Origin of the sequence: Microbacterium sp. DT81.1, assembly GCF_049844955.1 — a bacterium.
Lineage (GTDB): Bacteria > Actinomycetota > Actinomycetes > Actinomycetales > Microbacteriaceae > Microbacterium.
Map to the genome: position 1 here is coordinate 333,279 of NZ_JBNCMA010000004.1, position 16,709 is coordinate 349,987.

Genomic DNA, 16,709 nt, shown 5'->3' on the forward strand with positions numbered 1-16,709 from the left:
AGGCACCGCAAGAGCACGCATCCAGACAGCAGACGCTCGCACGTCCACAACCCAGGCAAGGAGGCACTCGTGAACAAGCGCAGGATCCTGTCCATCGCAGCCGGAATGGCGGCCGTGGCGCTCGTCGCCACCGGCTGCGCAGGAAGCAGCGGAGACACCGACAGCGGCGGAGCGGTGCTGACCGTCGGCATGCCCAACGGCCCGCAGCAGCCCAACCAGAACCCGCTCGCCACGGGTTCGGCATCCCTCTCGCTCGGCTACGCGTTCGCCGTCTACGAGTCGCTGATGCAGGTCAACGACGTCAAGCCGACCGACCCGCCCACCCCGTGGCTCGCGGAGTCGGTGGAGTGGAACGAGGACTCCACGCAGGCGGTCATCACGGCCCGCGAGGGCGTGAAGTGGTCGGACGGCGAGGACTTCACCGCCGAGGACATCGCGTTCTCCATTCAGCTGCGCAAGGACAACCCGGAGCTGAACGCCGACTTCCCCGACCAGTACCGCGACATCTCGGTCGACGGCAACACGGTCACCGTCGGCTTCACCTCCGGCCAGTTCGTCAACCAGGCGAAGCTCTACCGGCTGCTGATCGTGCCCGAGCACCTCTGGGCCGATCAGGACCCGGTGAAGTGGACCAATGACGAGATGGTCGGCACCGGCCCGTTCACGCTCAAGTCCTTCACGCCGCAGTCGGTCACGCTGGTGCCGAACGACGACTACTGGGGCACGAAGCCGCAGGTGGCGCAGCTGCGATACGACGCGTTCAACGACAACAACGGACTCACCACCGCCCTCACCACGGGCGAGGCGCAGTGGGGCTGGACGTTCATCCCCGACTACGAGCAGACCTACATCGCGAAGGACCCGGAGAACAACCACCAGGTCGCCGGCGGCGGGTTCGGCGTGGACGTGCTCTACCTGAACAACGAGACCAAGCCCTTCAACGACGTGGCGTTCCGCCAGGCGCTCAACATGGTCGTCGACCGCGGTGACATCTCGGCGACCGCCGGCTACGGCGTCTGGCCCGAGATCACGAGCGTGACCGGGCTGCCGCAGCCCTCCGGTGACGCCTTCATCTCCGAGGCCTACCAGGGCCAGGAGCTCGACGTCGACGTCGAGGGCGCACGGTCGCTCCTCGAGGGTGCCGGGTACACCTGGTCGGGCGAGGCGCTCATCGACCCCGACGGCGAGCCGGTCAGTTTCGTGCTCACCAACCCGAGCGGCTGGACCGACTACCTCGACGCGCTCGGCATCATCGCCGAGGGTGCCGCGGCACTCGGCGCAGAGGCGACCGTCGAGCCGATCGTCGCCGACACGTGGTTCAACGACACGATCCCGTTCGGCAACTTCCAGGCCTCGCTGCACTGGACGGACGGCGGAAGCACGCCGTGGAACATGTACTCCAACATCATGGACGGCGCCTCGTACGCACCGCTCGGTGAGACGGCGACGTGGAACTACGGCCGCTACAACAACGACGAGGTGACCGAAGCGCTGGCGCGGTTCAAGGCCGGCACGTCCGACGAGGACCGCCAGGCGGCGCTCGATGTGGTGCAGCAGCGCTTCGTCGAGGACGTACCCGGTCTGATCATCTGGTCGCGCCCGGCGGTGGCGCAGTACTCGACGGCGAACTACACCGGCTTCCCGACGGACGAGGACCCGTACGCCAACCCGCAGCCCACCGGGCCGCAGGCCGCGCTCATCCTGTCCAAGCTGACGCCCACGAAGTGACGGAACGGATGCGGCGGGCGCCTGCGAGGCCGCCCGCCGCATTCCGTTCCCTCCCGATACCCTCAGGTGGATCATGACCGTCGACGCCGACACCCCCGTTCTGCAGGCCGTCGCCCTGCGCAAGTACTTCCGCCTCCGCGGCCGCGGCGCCGGCTCGGTGCACGCCGTCGACGACGTGGACATCTCGCTGTTCAGCGGTCGCGTGGTCGCCCTGGTGGGCGAGTCGGGGTCCGGCAAGTCGACGATCGCGCGACTGCTCGCCCAGCTGATGCCGGTCACCTCCGGCCGGCTCCTGCTGCACGGCGAGGACGCGACCGCCCGCCGCGGACGCGCCTTCCGTCGCTACGCGCGGCGGGTGCAGATGATCTTCCAGGACCCGTTCGGGTCGCTGAACCCCGTGCACACCGTGCGCTACATCCTCACCCGCAGCCTGCGCATCCATCGGGGCCGGCTCATGGGAGACGAGCTCGAGGCCGCGCTCCGGGAGCTGCTCGGTCGCGTGCAGCTGACGCCCGCCGAGCGCTACATCGACAAGTTCCCGCACGAGCTGTCCGGTGGTCAGCGCCAGCGCGTCGCCATCGCGCGTGCGCTCGCGGCCAACCCCGAGGTGCTGCTCGCCGACGAGCCGATCTCGATGCTCGACGTGTCGATCCGCCTCGGCATCCTGAATCTGCTGCGCGACCTGCGCGACCGGCTGGGCATCGCCATCCTCTACATCACGCACGACATCGCGTCTGCGCGTTATTTCGCCGACCGCACGATGGTGATGTACGCCGGCCGGGTCGTGGAGACGGGTGATTCGGAGTCCCTCACGCAGGACCCGAAGCATCCGTACACCCAGCTTCTGATCGCATCGGCGCCCGACCCCGACGACCTGACGGCCCGCGCCCGCGGCGCGCGCGGCGAGGCGCCGAGCCTCGTCACGCCCCCGACCGGATGCCGGTTCCACCCTCGCTGCCCGTTCGCGACCGAGCTGTGCAAGGCCGAGGTGCCCCCGCTCCTCCAGGTCGGCGACGGTCGCGAGGCCGCGTGCTGGGGATACTCCGACCGCGACAACCGCCCCCTCGTGGGTTCCGTGCTCGAGGCGTACGGCGAGCGCCCGAGCATCGATGTGCCGCCCCTGGATGCGGAGGAGGCCCGATGAGATTCTTCCTTCGCCGCGTCGGCTTCTACCTGATCACCCTGTGGGCCGCCGTGACGATCAACTTCGTCATCCCGCGCATCATGCCCGGCGATCCGGTGAGCGCGCTCATCGCCAAGAACCAGGGTCGGATCTCGACCGATGCGGCGGCGTCTCTGCGCACGCTCTTCGGGCTCGACCAGGAATCGACGCTGTGGGACCAGTACGTCGACTACTGGCGACTGCTGCTCTCGGGCGATCTCGGCATATCGTTCACCTACTTTCCGACGCCCGTCTCGGAGGTGATCGCCCAGGCGCTGCCGTGGACGGTCGGGCTCGTCGGCATCGCGACCCTGCTGAGCTTCACCATCGGCACGCTCGTCGGCGCCGGGATCGGCTGGCGCCGCGGCACGTGGGCCGACTCTCTGCTGCCCATCTCGACCTTCTTCTCGGCCGTGCCGTACTTCTGGCTCGCGCTCATCGCGATCTCGATCTTCTCGGTCACCCTCGGCTGGTTCCCCGCCAGCGGCAGCTACGACCGCAACCTGGTACCCGAGCTCTCGTGGGAGTTCATCGGCTCCGTCATCTACTACGGCACGCTGCCGGCGATCACCATTGTCATCGCGTCGGTCGCGGGCTGGATGCTCGGCATGCGCAACATGATGGTGACCGTCTCGTCCGAGGACTACGTCACCGTCGCCCACGCGAAGGGGCTGTCCGAGCGGAAGGTGCTCTGGGGATACGCCGCGCGGAACTCGATCCTGCCGCAGATCTCGAGCTTCGCCCTCTCGCTCGGCTTCATCGTCGGGGGCACGCTCGTGATGGAGATCGTCTTCTCCTACCAGGGCATCGGCTACTTCCTCTTCACCGCCGTCGCGGCCAAGGACTACCCCCTGATGCAGGGCATCTTCCTGGTCATCACCATCGCCGTGCTGGTGGCGAACATCGCCGCCGATTTCGCGTACGGCGTCCTCGATCCCCGCACCCGACAGGAGGGCTGAGATGGCCATCGACACCTCGCTGGTCAGCGAATCCGCCGAGGTCGGCCTCGACGCCACGGCGCCGTCGGCCGGCGGCAAGCGGCGATTCCTGTTCCTGCGCAACCGCAAGGCCCTGACCGGGCTCGCGATCCTCGGGTTCTTCACCCTGATCGCGATCATCGGACCGTGGATCGCCCCGTACGATCCGAGTGCCCGCAGCGACGACATCCTGCAACCGCCGTCGTGGGAGCACCTGGTCGGTACGACGCATCTCGGGCAGGACATCTTCTCGCAGCTGCTCGTCGGCACGCGGGGAGTCATGGTCGTCGGGTTCGTCGCCGGGTTTGTCGCGACGGCCATCGGTGTGGTGGTCGGCGTCACCGCGGGGTACATCGGGGGAGTGGGGGATGAGAGCCTCTCGGTCCTCGCCAACGTGTTCCTCGTCATCCCGCAGCTGCCGCTGATCATCATCATCGCCGGCCAGCTGCCCTCCGCCGGCGGGATCACCGTCGCCCTTGTCATCGCGATCACCGGCTGGGCGTGGGGTGCCCGCGTGCTGCGTGCGCAGACGCTGTCGCTCCGGCGGCGGGACTTCGTCGAAGCGGCCCGCGCGAACGGTGAACGCACCTGGCGCATCATCACGGCCGAGATCCTGCCGAACCTCACGGCCATCATCGCGGCCGGGTTCGTGGGCACCGTGTCCTTCGCCATCCTCTCCCTGATCACGCTGTCGTTCATCGGCATCGGGACGACCGGCGACTGGAACTGGGGCACGATCCTCTACTGGGCGCAGGCCCAGCTGGCGCTGCAACGGGGCGCCTGGTGGTGGTTCGTGCCGGCCGGCCTCTGCATCGCCCTCGTCGGCATGGCGCTCGCCCTGGTCAACTTCGGCATCGACGAGTTCGTCAACCCGCGTCTGCGGTCGACGGACCTGAACGCCCGCTCGCTCCGCAAGCGCGGCATCCGCCCCCGCATCGGGTTCACGCCCGTCGTGCGTGAAGCACCGGAGGATCGGGCATGATCGGCACCACCGCACCCCTGCGCACCGTCACGGATCCGGTCCTCGAGATCGAGAACCTGTCGGTCGACTACGGCTTCGATGACGATCCGACCCACGTGCTGCGGCAGGTATCGCTGACGCTCGGCCGCGGGGAGGTGCTCGGTCTCGCCGGGGAATCGGGATGCGGAAAGTCCACGCTGGCGTATGCCGCGACCCGCCTGCTGCCCCCGCCAGGGCTCATCACGGGCGGCGCCGTGCACTTCACGGGCCGCGACGGCTTGCGCCGCGACATCCTGGCGCTTTCGGATGACGAGCTGCGCCAGACGCGCTGGCAGGACCTGGCGATCGTCTTCCAGGGTGCGATGAACTCGCTCAACCCGGTCTACCGCGTCGGGCGGCAGCTTGTGGACGGGATCCTCGCGCATCGCCCGGGGATGTCGAAGGCCGATGCACAGGGCAGGGCCGCGGAGCTCTTCGAGATGGTGGGCATCGCGCCCGACCGCCTGCGGTCATACCCCCACCAGCTCTCGGGCGGGATGCGCCAGCGCGTGATGATCGCGATGGCGCTGGCGCTCGAGCCGCAGGTGCTGATCATGGACGAGCCGACCACCGCGCTGGACGTCGTGATGCAGCGGCAGATCGTCGAGCAGATCGCCGAGCTGCGCGACCGGCTCGGCTTCTCGGTGATCTTCATCACGCACGACGTGTCGCTGCTCATCGAGATCGCCGACCGCATCGCGATCATGTACGCGGGCGAGATCGTCGAGGATGCCGCTTCGCTCGATGTGTACCGGCACCCTCGTCATCCGTACTCGGACGCCCTGCTGCACTCCTTCCCGCCGCTGCGAGGAGAGCGCCGCGAGCTGACCGGAATCCCCGGCAGCCCGCCGGACTTGTCGCGCCTCGGCGGTGGCTGTCCCTATCAGGACCGGTGCGGGTTCGCCTGGGAGCCGTGCGGCTCCGTGACGCCGGAGCTGGTGAGGCCGCTCGTGGAGGGAGACGATCCGAGGCGCTCGGTGGCGTGCCTGCGGCACGACCCGGAACGCGTCGTCGCGGCGGGTTTCGCGCCGCGGCCGGTTCCGGAGGAGCTGGCGCGGTAGGGCTCGTTTCGTTGCTGCGGCCTGGCGCAGCCGATAAGTCCCGGTCGTTGAGCGATCGCAGCGAGACGAAACGCCCCTACTCCTGCGCGTTGGCGATGACCCAGTCGATCGAGCGAATCAGCTGCCGCACGTCCTCAGGCTCGATCGAGACGAACGTCGCGACCCTCAGCTGGTTGCGTCCGAGCTTGCGGTACGGCTCCGTGTCGACGATGCCGTTCGCGCGCAGCGTCTTCGCGATGGCCGCGGCGTCGATGCTGTCGTCGAAGTCGATGGTCGCCACCACGGGTGAGCGGTGCGACGGATCGGTCACGAAGGGCGTCGCGAACGTCGATGCCTCGGCCCATTCGTAGAGCGCACCGGATGACTCGGCGGTGCGCGCGCCGGCCCACGACAGGCCGCCGTTGCCCTGGATCCAGTCGAGTTGGTTCTCCAGCAGCACCAGCGTCGAGATCGCGGGAGTGTTCAGCGTCTGCTCGAGGCGGGAGTTGTCGACGGCGTTCTTCAGGCTCAGGAACTCGGGAATGTACCGGCCGGAGGCCGCGATGCGCTCGATGCGCTCGATGGCGGCGGGGGAGACGGCGGCGAACCAGAGGCCACCGTCGGAGCCGAGATTCTTCTGAGGGGCGAAGTAGTAGACATCCGCCTCGGTGATGTCGAAGTCGATGCCTCCGGCGGCGCTGGTCGCATCGACCACCGTGAGAGCGCCGGCGTCGCCGTTCACCCGTTCCACCGGAGCGGAGACGCCCGTGGACGTCTCGTTGTGCGGCCAGGCGTAGACGTCGATGCCCTCGACCGCTTCGGCGGCGGTGCGCGTGCCGGCCGCCGCGTTGCGGACGTCGGGGGCGTCGAGCCACGGCGCCCCGGCTGCGGCCGCGAACTTGCCGCCGAACTCCCCGAACACGAGGTTCTGGCTGCGCTTCTCGATGAGCCCGAAGGCGGCGGCGTCCCAGAAGGCGGTGGAGCCGCCGTTGCCCAGGATGATCTCGTAGCCGTCGGGGAGGCGGAACAGCTCTCCGAGCCCCCTGCGCGTGCGTGCCACCAGGTCCTTGACGGGTGCCTGGCGGTGGGAGGTGCCCAGGATGCCGGCCCCCGGGCCGACGAGCGCCTCGAGTTGGCCGGGGCGGATCTTGGACGGCCCGCATCCGAAGCGGCCATCGACGGGCAGGAGGTCGCGCGGAATCACGGCGTGCGGCATCTCTCGATTCTAGGGTTCGCCGCTTCGCGGGCATCGCCTGGAAGCCGTGGCCCGTCTCCCTGCGTCACATCGCATCCCTCGGCGCTGCGCTCGCCGGGCCGGCATCCGGTTCGCGCTGCACTTCTCGCACCGCGCTCCGCCGATTCGCGCCGCGCACGCCAATCAACGCAGCGCCACCGGGGGAGTGAGGGCTGCACGCGGGCCGGGCTCAATGCGGGAGCGCGGGTGCGCCGAGCCGCCGCCGCGAATTGCGCTCGGCACAATGGCGGGGATCGTGGTCAACACGCCGGGAGCGGATGCCGCGCGTCGGCGTGGCCCGCAGAATCCCCGCCGTTGTGCACGTGATTGGGTAGCGGCGGAAGGCGTGAGCGCATCCGGCCTTCCCGGGAGGAGTCCGCTCCTCCCTGGGCACAGGGGTCAAGGTTCCCGGCGAGGTAGCCCCGGCAGCCACAGCGACGGGATCCCGTCCGTGCTGCACTTCCCGCACCGCGCTACGCCTATTCGCGCCGCGTGCGACAAGTTATGCAGCGCGAGCGCGCTGCGTCGGCGCCGTCGATGCGCGAGCGGGGCGGATGCCGGGCGGCGGCTCGCATACAGCAACGGTGGATAGGCTTGCCTTACATCGACTGCGCACGAACGAGGGCTACATGACCGACCTGATCGACACGACCGAGATGTATCTGCGCACGATCCTCGAGCTCGAGGAGGAGAACATCGTTCCCCTTCGCGCGCGCATCTCGGAGCGCCTCGGACACTCCGGGCCCACCGTGTCGCAGACGGTCGGCCGCATGGAACGCGACGGCCTCGTCGTCGTCTCGGAGGACCGAACGCTCGAACTGACGGGCGCCGGACGGCAGAAGGCCGTGGACGTGATGCGCAAGCACCGGCTCGCGGAGCGCCTGCTCTCCGATGTGATCGGGCTCGACTGGGCATACGTGCACGAGGAGGCATGCCGCTGGGAGCATGTGATGAGCGAGCAGGTGGAACGCCGCCTGGTGGAGCTGCTGGGGCATCCCACGGAGTCGCCGTACGGCAACCCGATTCCGGGTCTCGATCAGCTCGGGGATTCGCCTGCCCGCACCTTCGAGGAGGGTGTCGTCGGGCTCGTCACGCGCCTCAACGCCGCAGGGGGCCCGATCGAGGGAACGGTGCGCCGCCTCGCGGAGCCCGCCCAGGTCGACCCGGAGCTGCTCCAGCAGCTGCGCGCCGCGGGCGTGCTGCCCGGTGCACGCGGTGACTACCGCTACAGCGAGGGCTACGTGCTCGTGCACATGGACGGCAACGACGAGGGGCTCGAGCTGCCCGTCGAGGTCGCCTCGCACATCTTTCTGGTCGACGAACTGCGCTGATTTGCGCCCTGACCGGGCATTTCAGAGCCGGTTAGACCGGCCCGGGAAGCGTTTTCAGCTCATTGCCAGGGGCTCAAGGTGACAGAAACGTTACATTCGGGTAGCGTGGGAGCGTCCACAGGCAGAAGCCAGCCGTCGGACCCCGCGCGGATTGCCTCACCGGTTCGTCATCCGCACGGCGAAGCCTGCACAAAGTGCCCGAAGTAACAGAGTGCCGACGAACCAGCGTTTCACAGCGCAGAGGCGACGGAGGATCCCAGCTTGGCTGAACCAATCGATTCGTCTGCGGACGTACCCGAAACCGACGCGACGAGTTTGACGCCCGAACGGCGCGCGCGCCGCCACCCGAGCACTCGACCCGCTGCGGGCCGCCCCGCCCGCAAGAGCAGGCCGGCGCGAGACGTGCGGTCCGCTCCGCAGCGCGCGGCGAAGGCCGCCGCCAAGCCGGCACGCAGCCTGGCGACTCTGGCGATCGTGGCCGGACTGGTGGCGACCGTGGCTCTTCCCGCGTATGGCGCGTGGAAGCCGACGGCGGATGCGGTGACGTTGCAGCAGGTCGCCGCCGACGGCGCCCAGTCCCTCGTGGTGGCCTCGGCCGCCGACACACCAGACCTCGGACGCGACACCTACGCGGCGACGACGCCGGAAGAGATCCAGAAGAAGAAGGACGAGGAAGCCGCCGCCGCGGCCGCCGCCGCCGCCGCGGAGCGCGCCCGACTCGCCGCCACCGTCAGGTCTGCTCCGACATCCAGTCGCTCCAACGTCGACCTCAACATGGTGGCGCCCGGTTCCGGAGCGGTCCGCTGGCCCCTCAACAGCTTCACGCAGGGCGACGGCTTCATGTCGCGGGGCGGAGCCCACCAGGGCGTCGACATGCTCACCGGCGGCGGGAACCCGATCTTCGCCTCGGCGGCGGGCGTCGTGCGCGTGTCGCAGGAGAGCTACGGCGGGTACGGCGTCGCCGTCACCATCGACCACGTCATCAACGGTCAGAGCGTCTCGACGCTGTACGGGCACATGATCTACGGCAGCCGGCAGGTCGCGTCGGGCCAGTACGTCGAGGCCGGACAGGTGATCGGCCTCGTGGGCAGCACCGGTCGCTCGACCGCGAACCACCTGCACTTCGAGGTGCGCGTCGGTGGCCAGCTGGTCGACCCCATTAGCTGGCTCAACGCCAACGCCGGCTGACGACTCCTCCTCGACGCAGCTGCGTCGGCGCCCCCGCGGCACCGACACGCCACCGCGCGTTCATCATTCCTGCGACCCGCCTGTCGTGGGCGTGGGTTACCCTGAAACTCGACGCTGAGATCAGCGAAGGGGAGCCGATGGAACGAATACCTGGCATCCGCACCATGGATGCACTCGGTCGTTACGTCCTTCGGCATTGCTCGCTCGGAGGCCACGGCTCTGCCGTGGCGGTAAGGCGCTGTCTCTGAGACAGCGCCTTTTTCGTGCCCGCACCCCATCGCTCATCCCTCGTCGAGACAGATCGAGAACCCGGAAGCCTTCCGGGCATCTTCGAGAGGACAACGGATGCGCACCCTAGTGCTGAACGCGGGCTACGAGCCCCTGGCGGTCGTGTCGTTCAAGCGGGCGATCGTGCTCGTGATGAACGAAAAGGCGACGATCATCGAGCGGATCGAAGACGACCCCGTCTGGGGCACGTCGGCGGCATGGGACCGACCGGCGGTCATCGTGCTGACGAGATACGTTCGCGTTCCCGGAGGCAGACGGGTGCCGGTGACCAGACGCGGGGTGCTCCGCCGGGATGCCCATCGCTGCGCGTACTGCGGCAAGGCGGCATCGACGATCGACCACGTGCTTCCCCGTTCCCGCGGAGGGGCCGACTCCTGGGAGAACCTCGTGGCGTGCTGCCTGCGGTGCAACAACATCAAGGGCGACCGCACGCCGCAGGAGATGTCGTGGTCGCTGCGCCTCACCCCCAGGCCGCCGCACGGCACGGGGTGGTCGGTGCGGGGCACCGAGCGCGCCGATCCACGGTGGGAGCCGTACCTGGCGCTCGCCGCCTGACGCGGCGGGCGCGGCGCGCGCGGCGCGGGCCCGGGCGCCGCGCTCGGCTCCGGGACGCCAGAGCCATCCACGCGTGATGTGATGGAGGGATGAACAGAGCACTCCTCGTCATCGACATGCAGCGCGGGTTCGACGATGCATCCTTCTGGGGTGCCACCGCCAACCCTGACTGCGAGGCCAACGTCGCGCGTCTGATCGATGCCTGGTTGGCCGGTGGAGAGCCGATCGTCGTCGTGCGCCACGACTCGACGTCGCCTGACTCGCCCCTTCACCCGGACAGCCCCGGCAATGCCCTCGTCGAGCCCGTTGCCGCCGTGGCGGCCGATCTCTTCGTGCGCAAGCAGGTCAACTCCGCGTTCTACGGCGATGTCGACCTGCACGCCTGGCTCGGCGGCCGCGGCATCCGGGATGTCGTCCTGTGCGGCATCCAGACCAACATGTGCGTCGAGACGACCGCGCGCATGGCGGGAAACCTCGGCTACGACGTGACCGTGGCGCTGGATGCGACGCGCACGTTCGACCAGTCTGCGGAGATCGCGGGGCTCGGCTCCGTCACGCGTACGGCGTCGGAGCTCATGGCCACCACGGCGCTCGACCTGCAGGCCGGAGGCTTCGCGAGGATCGTCGCCACCGACGCGCTTCTCGACGCCCGGGATCAGGAGTGATCGCGGGCGAAGGACTCCATCAGCTCCGCTCGTGACTCGCCGTGCGCGGCGAAGTTGTCGCGCAGGCAGGTGCCGAGGTCTTCGAGGGCTTCATCGAGCACCGCGCCGGCGACGCGCAGGTCGGCGTGCTTCGACGCGCGCGATGCGTCGGCGAGGCGCTGCGCGATCGGCAGCGCGTGACCCAGTGAGGTCGGCGCCTCGCCCTCGCGGAAGTAGTACGACTCGGGGCTCTGGCTGAGATCCACGCGCACGCTGCCGAGCTGCTGGGCGACGGAGTGCACGACGCTCGAGGAAGCGACGGCATCCAGGTCTTCCAGCGTCTCCGCGTAGCGCGAACGGCCGAGGAAGGTCAGGTAGAGCGCCGTCCCGCGCCTGCGCGCGAGGGTCGGGAACAGCTGCAGCAGCCACGTCGCGCCACCCGTGAGCAGCGCGAATCCGGTCACCGCCTGCAGCGGCGACACCATCCGGATGACGGGATCGACTGGCACGACCTCGCCGAATCCCAGGGTGGACAGCGAGACCATCGAGAAGTAGAGCGCCTCGAGCAGGTTCGGATAGCGGTCGGGATCCACGCCTTCGCTGTAGAGGAACCCGTCGGGGATGTGCGGGAAGTAGACCAGCGCCCATCCCACCGCCTGCGTGGCGGTCCAGACGAACACCACGCTGATGGCAGCGACCGGACCCGACGCTGCCCTCGCCCGTTTGCCGAGGCCGGATGTCAGCATCCACACCCCGGCGACGATGCCGCGCGTCAGCCGGCCGCGGGCATGGGGATGCACGAGGGTGAGGAAGACGTCCGACAGTCCGTAGACGATGAGCGCCACCCCCAGCACCGTGCTCAACACCTGCCAGTTCACAGCCTCACGCTACCCCGGCGAGCGGCAACGGCGGCGAAAACGAGGGCCGCCTCGCCCCGTGCTGGCGACTGGGCGCGCGCGCTCATGCGAGACTTGATGCCGACTGGGAGGTTCAGTGGGAAAGTTCGTTTATGGCACGCCGTCGTGGTCGGTGGAGTTCGAAGACCGCGCACTGGCGCACCTGCGTATCGTGATGCTGGCCAAGCTGCGCCGCTCCGAGAGCTTCAGCTTCTCGTGGAAGTACGAGACGGTGCAGGGCAGCGGTCGGAGCTCGTTCTGGATCCATCCGGCGATACCCCTGCAGTTCGAATTCTTCGGCGGCCATGAAGCGTCCCTCAACCGGGCGTGGATCGACGCGCTGATGGAGACGGCGAACAGCCCGAACGGGCTGGAGCTGCTTCCTGAGCCGGCGCCCGCGACGAAGCCCAAGGCTGTCGGGCGGCCGTAGCCTGATGTGTCGGACTTCGTGCTGAAGAGGGGAAATCGATGACAATCGTCAACAGACTCACCGTCGACGGGCGGGACTACTTTCTGCCCGACCCTGTCACGGAGCTGCGGGAGAACATCCTGCAGGCGATCCGTGCCGGTGGGGGATACGTGAACATCCCGCCACTGCGATCCGGCCCCGGCATCGACATCCTCTTCTCCCCCGGGATGCCGGTGGTGTGGACGAAGCTCGAAATCGGCGGCGACCCGGAGCCCGCCGAGACCACCGAGCGCGAAAGCTTCGCCGACCTCTGATCAGGCCGCGATCAGACGATCGACGTCCGACCGGACCATCGGCAGCCCCAGCAGGAAGCCCTGGGCACGATCGCACCCGAGCGAGCGGGCCAGCGCGAGGTGCGCGGCGGTCTCGATGCCCTCGGCGACCACGCGCAGCCCGCGTGCGTGTGCGACGGCCATGATGCCGACGAGCACCTCGTCGCCATCCGCCTGATCGCTCTGGATCAGCGACCGGTCGATCTTCAGTTCCGTGACGGGCAGCCGATCGAGCTGGTCGAAGGATGCGTGACCGGTGCCGAAGTCGTCGAGAGCGACGCCGAGGCCGAGCGATTGCAGGGCGACCAGGCGCGGAACGATCATCGGCAGATCGGTCACGGGCAGCGATTCGGTGATCTCGACGGTGAAGGCGTTCGGCGGAAGCGCTCGATCGCCCAGCCTTGCCGCGAGCAGCTCAGCGAAGGACGCATCGGCGAGCTGGACGGGGGAGACGTTCACCGACACCTCGACGCACTGTCCGCCGGCATGCCAGAAATCCACCGCCTCAAGGCATTCGTCGACCATGAAGGCGCCCAGTTCGTGGATGGCTCCCGTGCGCTCCGCAAGGGGGATGAACAGGTCCGGCGCGATGAGACCGAGCTCCGGATGCCGCCAGCGGCAGAGCCCCTCGACGGCCACGAGGTCGCCGGTGTCGAGCGCCACCTGGGGCTGGAAGACGGCGAAGACCTCCCCTCGCGAGACGGCGCCGCCGAGCGCGGCGGTCCAGTCTTCGATGTCTTCCATGGTTCCAGTCAGTCCTAACCGGGGCGTGAACGCAATGCCACGCCGATTACCGGCAGGAGGCGTACAGTTCGCCCTGCCCTCCCGTAGCCGTTTCCGGCGCGGATTCGCTTACGATCTGACTGGACGAATTATGGGCCGGCAAAGGCGCGACTCCTGGGGAGGATCAGTGGCACCGACATCCATCGACGAGGTCCTCACGCGGAACAACGTTCTCGTGAGCGGCAACGCCGACGGTCGCGCGATGATCTTCGCCCACGGCTTCGGCTGCAGTCTCGAATCGTGGCGCCTCATCGCGCCGGAATTCGAGGAGGACCACCAGGTCGTGCTCTTCGATCATGTCGGCTCCGGCAACTCCGACATCGCGGCATACGACCGCGGAAAATACGACTCGCTCGACGGGTATGCGCAGGACGTGCTGGAGATCCTCGAAGCCCTCGACCTGCACGACGTGATCTTCGTGGGGCATTCGGTGAGCTGCATGATCGGCGTCCTCGCGGCCAACCGTGATCCGTCGCGCTTCGGCGAGCTGATCCTCGTCGGGCCGTCCCCCAGGTACGTCAACGACGAGGCGTATCTCGGTGGATTCGAGCGCGTCGACATCGAGGCGCTGCTCGACACGCTGGATGCGAACTACCTCGGCTGGTCGGGCACCATGGCGCCGGTCATCATGGGAAATCCGGATCGCCCCGAGCTCGGCGACGGCCTGACGGCCAGCTTCTGCAGCATCGACCCGGCCATCGCCCGGCACTTCGCGCGGGTCACGTTCCTCTCGGACAACAGGAACGACCTGCCCGAGGTGTCCGTTCCCACACTCGTCATCCAGTCGAGCGACGACGTGATCGCGCCTCTGGAGGTGGGTCACTACGTGCATCGCTCGATCCCGCGCAGCCGGTTGACGGTGCTCTCCACCACCGGGCACGTCCCGATCCTCTCCGGGGCTGCGGAGCTGGTCGCCGAGATCCGGCGACATCTCGCATGAACGAGGACGAGTGGGAGAGGCGGTACAACGAGTCACCCTGCGGGCTGCTGTCGTCGACGGCGGAGGGGACCATCCTCGAGGCGAACGCCACGCTGCTCGAATGGATGGGCTACGGGCTCGACGAGCTCGTCGGTCGCCCTTTCACGTCGCTGCTGGAGCCCGGCAGCAAGCTCTTCTACGCGACCCGGCACCTCCCCGTGCTGCACCTGCAGGGGCGCGTGGACCAGGTCGCGCTCACGATGGTGACAGCGGATGGAACGCCGATGCCGGTGCTCGTCAATTCGGTGCTCATCCCCGAGGGTGCGTCCGCAGTGGTGCGCACCGCGGTGTTCGATGCGACCGAGCGCCTGGAGTACGAGCGGGAGCTCGTGAACGCCCGCAGGTCGGCGGAGTCATCCGAGTCCCGCGTGCGCATCCTGCAGGACGTCTCCAGCACCTTCGGCTTGAGCGCGAACGACGAAGACGTCGTCGAGTCGTTCGCCGAGATCGCCCGCGAAGCCTTCGCAGCGACGCATGCCTCTGTGCTGCTCTACGACGAAGCCGGCGAACTGCACCTCGCCGCCGGGACCAACCCGCTCTGGGGCAATGTTGCGCCCGTGGAAACGCTGCGGCGTTCTCCGGTCGAGATCGTGGTCACCGTCGACGACGCCGACACGGACTATCCCGACCTCGCGGCGGGGCTCCGGGCAGCGCGGCTGGATGCCCTCAGCATCATGCCGCTGTCGACTGAGAGTGAGCAGCTCGGCATCCTGGTCTGCCTCTTCTCGCGGCAGCGGGACTTCGACGCGCAGTTCTTCGAACTGCAGCGCGCCCTCGGCAGGCAGGCGTCGCAGACGCTCGTGCGCGTGCGGCTGCAGCGACAGCTCTCGCACATGGCGCTGCACGACCAGCTGACGGGGCTCGCCAACAGGCAGCTGCTGCTGCAGAGCATCGATGCGGCCATCGCCGACGCGGAGCGGAGCGGAGACGCCCTGTCGCTGGTCTTCCTCGACATCGACGGGTTCAAGGCGGTCAACGACCGACTCGGTCACGCGGCGGGCGACGCGGTGCTGCGCGAAGTCGCGGAGCGGCTGCGCAACGCCGTGCGCGCGGACGACATCCTGGGCAGGATGGGCGGCGACGAATTCGTCGTCATCTGCCCGACCGCCGACGCCAGGGCGGCGGCATCCATCGCCGAGCGACTCCGCTCCTTCAGTCGTCACCAGATCGAGGCCGGCCCCGAACCCCTGTGGGTGTCGGCCAGCATCGGGGTCGCGACCTACAGCCCCGAGGTCGACGGCCGGCCGTCGCCTCAAGAACTGCTCATCCGCGCGGACGCGGCCATGTACGAGTCCAAGGGCAGCGGGAAGGACAACGTGTCGCACGAGCAGCTGCAGCCTCCGACTCTCGAACATAGTTGACGGAAACGGGCCTCCGGGTGTCGGAGGCCAGCCTTAGCATCGGCTCACTACGTTGACCGACTAGAACATCTGTTCTAGCCTGTGGGAGTGAGGGCGATCGTGGGGGCGCAGCAGGACGAACGCAGCGGTGACGTGCTGCGGCTCCGCGCGCAGCTCGAGCGGGCGCAGGGGCGCAGGCTCGATGCTCCGGTGCTCCCCGCGCATCCGGCGCTCGCGTCGCTCCTCCCCGGGGGAGGGCTGCGTACCGGGGCCGCGTACTCGCTCAGTTCGTCCGCGTCGCTGCTGCTCGCCCTGCTGGCACCGCCTTCGCAGGCGGGATCGTGGTGCGGGGTGGTCGGGATGCCGAACTTCGGCGCCGAGGCGGCCGAGAGCATGGGCGTCGAGCTGCCCCGACTGGTGCTCATCCCCGATCCCGGCGATCGCTGGCTCGCCGTGACGGCGACCATCGCCGAGGTGCTGCCCGTCGTGGCGGTGCGGCCACCGCGACGCGCGGCGGACGCCGAGGTCTCGCGGCTCGCCGCCCGGCTCCGCGATCGAGGCACCGTGCTGCTGGTGCAGGGCCCATGGCCGCAGACCGAGGCGTCGATCGGGATCGAGGAGTCGCAGTGGAGCGGCCTCGGCCCAGGGCACGGCTACCTCGCCGGGCGCGAGGTGACCGTGACGGTGACGAGCCGGCGCACGCCCGTGGCGCGGCGCGGCCGCGTGATGCTGCCCGGCGCCGACGGAGCGGTCTCCGCCATCGAACGCCGTGTGCGGGAGACGCCCTTGCCGGAGTACCAGCCCCTCGAGGCGGTGGGCTGAC

17 protein-coding genes are annotated in these 16,709 nt (G+C 68.9%); 14 read left to right on the forward strand and 3 right to left on the reverse strand.

Features of this window, described 5'->3' with window-relative positions; genetic code table 11:
* The first annotated feature begins 69 nt into the window (after window positions 1-69).
* From ACLQ2Q_RS13085 to ACLQ2Q_RS13105, 5 genes are all read left to right on the forward strand, one after another.
* Entirely contained in the window at window positions 70-1,728 is a 1,659-nt protein-coding gene (locus ACLQ2Q_RS13085) for an ABC transporter substrate-binding protein (RefSeq protein ID WP_425820891.1), read from the forward strand.
* Window positions 1,729-1,801: 73 nt separating this feature from the next.
* Window positions 1,802-2,872 (forward strand): ABC transporter ATP-binding protein, encoded by a 1,071-nt coding sequence (locus ACLQ2Q_RS13090; RefSeq protein ID WP_425820892.1) that lies wholly within the window; start codon window positions 1,802-1,804, stop codon window positions 2,870-2,872.
* Window positions 2,869-3,849, forward strand: coding sequence for an ABC transporter permease (locus ACLQ2Q_RS13095; RefSeq protein WP_425820893.1), 981 nt, complete (start codon window positions 2,869-2,871; stop codon window positions 3,847-3,849). Before ACLQ2Q_RS13090 ends, ACLQ2Q_RS13095 begins: the two co-directional genes overlap by 4 nt.
* Window position 3,850: 1 nt before the next feature.
* On the forward strand, window positions 3,851-4,849 hold the full coding sequence (locus tag ACLQ2Q_RS13100; RefSeq protein WP_425820894.1) for an ABC transporter permease: 999 nt from the start codon (window positions 3,851-3,853) through the stop codon (window positions 4,847-4,849).
* Entirely contained in the window at window positions 4,846-5,928 is a 1,083-nt protein-coding gene (locus ACLQ2Q_RS13105; protein WP_425820895.1) for an ABC transporter ATP-binding protein, read from the forward strand. The genes ACLQ2Q_RS13100 and ACLQ2Q_RS13105 overlap by 4 nt, the downstream gene beginning before the upstream one ends.
* A 76-nt stretch (window positions 5,929-6,004) precedes the next feature.
* Here ACLQ2Q_RS13105 and serC read toward each other — a convergent pair whose 3' ends face one another.
* Complete coding sequence (gene serC, locus ACLQ2Q_RS13110) at window positions 6,005-7,123, reverse strand: phosphoserine transaminase (protein WP_425820896.1); 1,119 nt, start codon at window positions 7,121-7,123, stop codon at window positions 6,005-6,007.
* A gap of 647 nt (window positions 7,124-7,770) precedes the next feature.
* Here serC and ACLQ2Q_RS13115 point away from each other — a divergent pair.
* The 4 genes from ACLQ2Q_RS13115 (at window position 7,771) to ACLQ2Q_RS13130 (ending at window position 11,168) form a co-directional block, all read left to right on the forward strand.
* On the forward strand, window positions 7,771-8,472 hold the full coding sequence (locus tag ACLQ2Q_RS13115) for a metal-dependent transcriptional regulator (RefSeq protein ID WP_425820897.1): 702 nt from the start codon (window positions 7,771-7,773) through the stop codon (window positions 8,470-8,472).
* Window positions 8,473-8,733: 261 nt separating this feature from the next.
* Window positions 8,734-9,660 (forward strand): M23 family metallopeptidase, encoded by a 927-nt coding sequence (locus tag ACLQ2Q_RS13120; protein ID WP_425820898.1) that lies wholly within the window; start codon window positions 8,734-8,736, stop codon window positions 9,658-9,660.
* Window positions 9,661-10,005: 345 nt separating this feature from the next.
* Window positions 10,006-10,503, forward strand: coding sequence for an HNH endonuclease (locus ACLQ2Q_RS13125; protein WP_425820899.1), 498 nt, complete (start codon window positions 10,006-10,008; stop codon window positions 10,501-10,503).
* Between the two features lie 89 nt (window positions 10,504-10,592).
* Window positions 10,593-11,168 (forward strand): cysteine hydrolase family protein, encoded by a 576-nt coding sequence (locus ACLQ2Q_RS13130; protein WP_425820900.1) that lies wholly within the window; start codon window positions 10,593-10,595, stop codon window positions 11,166-11,168.
* Here ACLQ2Q_RS13130 and ACLQ2Q_RS13135 read toward each other — a convergent pair.
* Window positions 11,159-12,025, reverse strand: a complete 867-nt coding sequence (locus ACLQ2Q_RS13135) for a potassium channel family protein (RefSeq protein WP_425820901.1) — start codon at window positions 12,023-12,025, stop codon at window positions 11,159-11,161. The genes ACLQ2Q_RS13130 and ACLQ2Q_RS13135 overlap by 10 nt on opposite strands.
* Window positions 12,026-12,140: 115 nt before the next feature.
* On the opposite strand from ACLQ2Q_RS13135, the gene ACLQ2Q_RS13140 reads away from it, so the two are divergent.
* Both ACLQ2Q_RS13140 and ACLQ2Q_RS13145 read left to right on the forward strand, forming a co-directional pair.
* A complete protein-coding gene (locus ACLQ2Q_RS13140; RefSeq protein ID WP_425820902.1) occupies window positions 12,141-12,473 on the forward strand; it encodes an ATP-dependent DNA ligase in 333 nt (110 codons plus the stop codon).
* Window positions 12,474-12,511: 38 nt separating this feature from the next.
* On the forward strand, window positions 12,512-12,766 hold the full coding sequence (locus tag ACLQ2Q_RS13145) for a hypothetical protein (RefSeq protein WP_425820903.1): 255 nt from the start codon (window positions 12,512-12,514) through the stop codon (window positions 12,764-12,766).
* Here the strand turns inward: ACLQ2Q_RS13145 and ACLQ2Q_RS13150 are convergent, their stop codons facing one another.
* On the reverse strand, window positions 12,767-13,528 hold the full coding sequence (locus ACLQ2Q_RS13150; RefSeq protein ID WP_425820904.1) for an EAL domain-containing protein: 762 nt from the start codon (window positions 13,526-13,528) through the stop codon (window positions 12,767-12,769).
* A 166-nt stretch (window positions 13,529-13,694) separates the two neighbouring features.
* Between ACLQ2Q_RS13150 and ACLQ2Q_RS13155 the strand changes: the two genes are divergently transcribed.
* The 3 genes from ACLQ2Q_RS13155 (at window position 13,695) to ACLQ2Q_RS13165 (ending at window position 16,708) form a co-directional block, all read left to right on the forward strand.
* Window positions 13,695-14,507, forward strand: a complete 813-nt coding sequence (locus tag ACLQ2Q_RS13155; protein ID WP_425820905.1) for an alpha/beta fold hydrolase — start codon at window positions 13,695-13,697, stop codon at window positions 14,505-14,507.
* On the forward strand, window positions 14,504-15,907 hold the full coding sequence (locus ACLQ2Q_RS13160) for a sensor domain-containing diguanylate cyclase (protein ID WP_425820906.1): 1,404 nt from the start codon (window positions 14,504-14,506) through the stop codon (window positions 15,905-15,907). Before ACLQ2Q_RS13155 ends, ACLQ2Q_RS13160 begins: the two co-directional genes overlap by 4 nt.
* Before the next feature lie 81 nt (window positions 15,908-15,988).
* The gene (locus tag ACLQ2Q_RS13165) at window positions 15,989-16,708 is read left to right on the forward strand and encodes a hypothetical protein (protein ID WP_425820907.1); all 720 of its coding nucleotides are present in this window, start codon (window positions 15,989-15,991) and stop codon (window positions 16,706-16,708) included.
* Window position 16,709 lies beyond the last annotated feature (1 nt).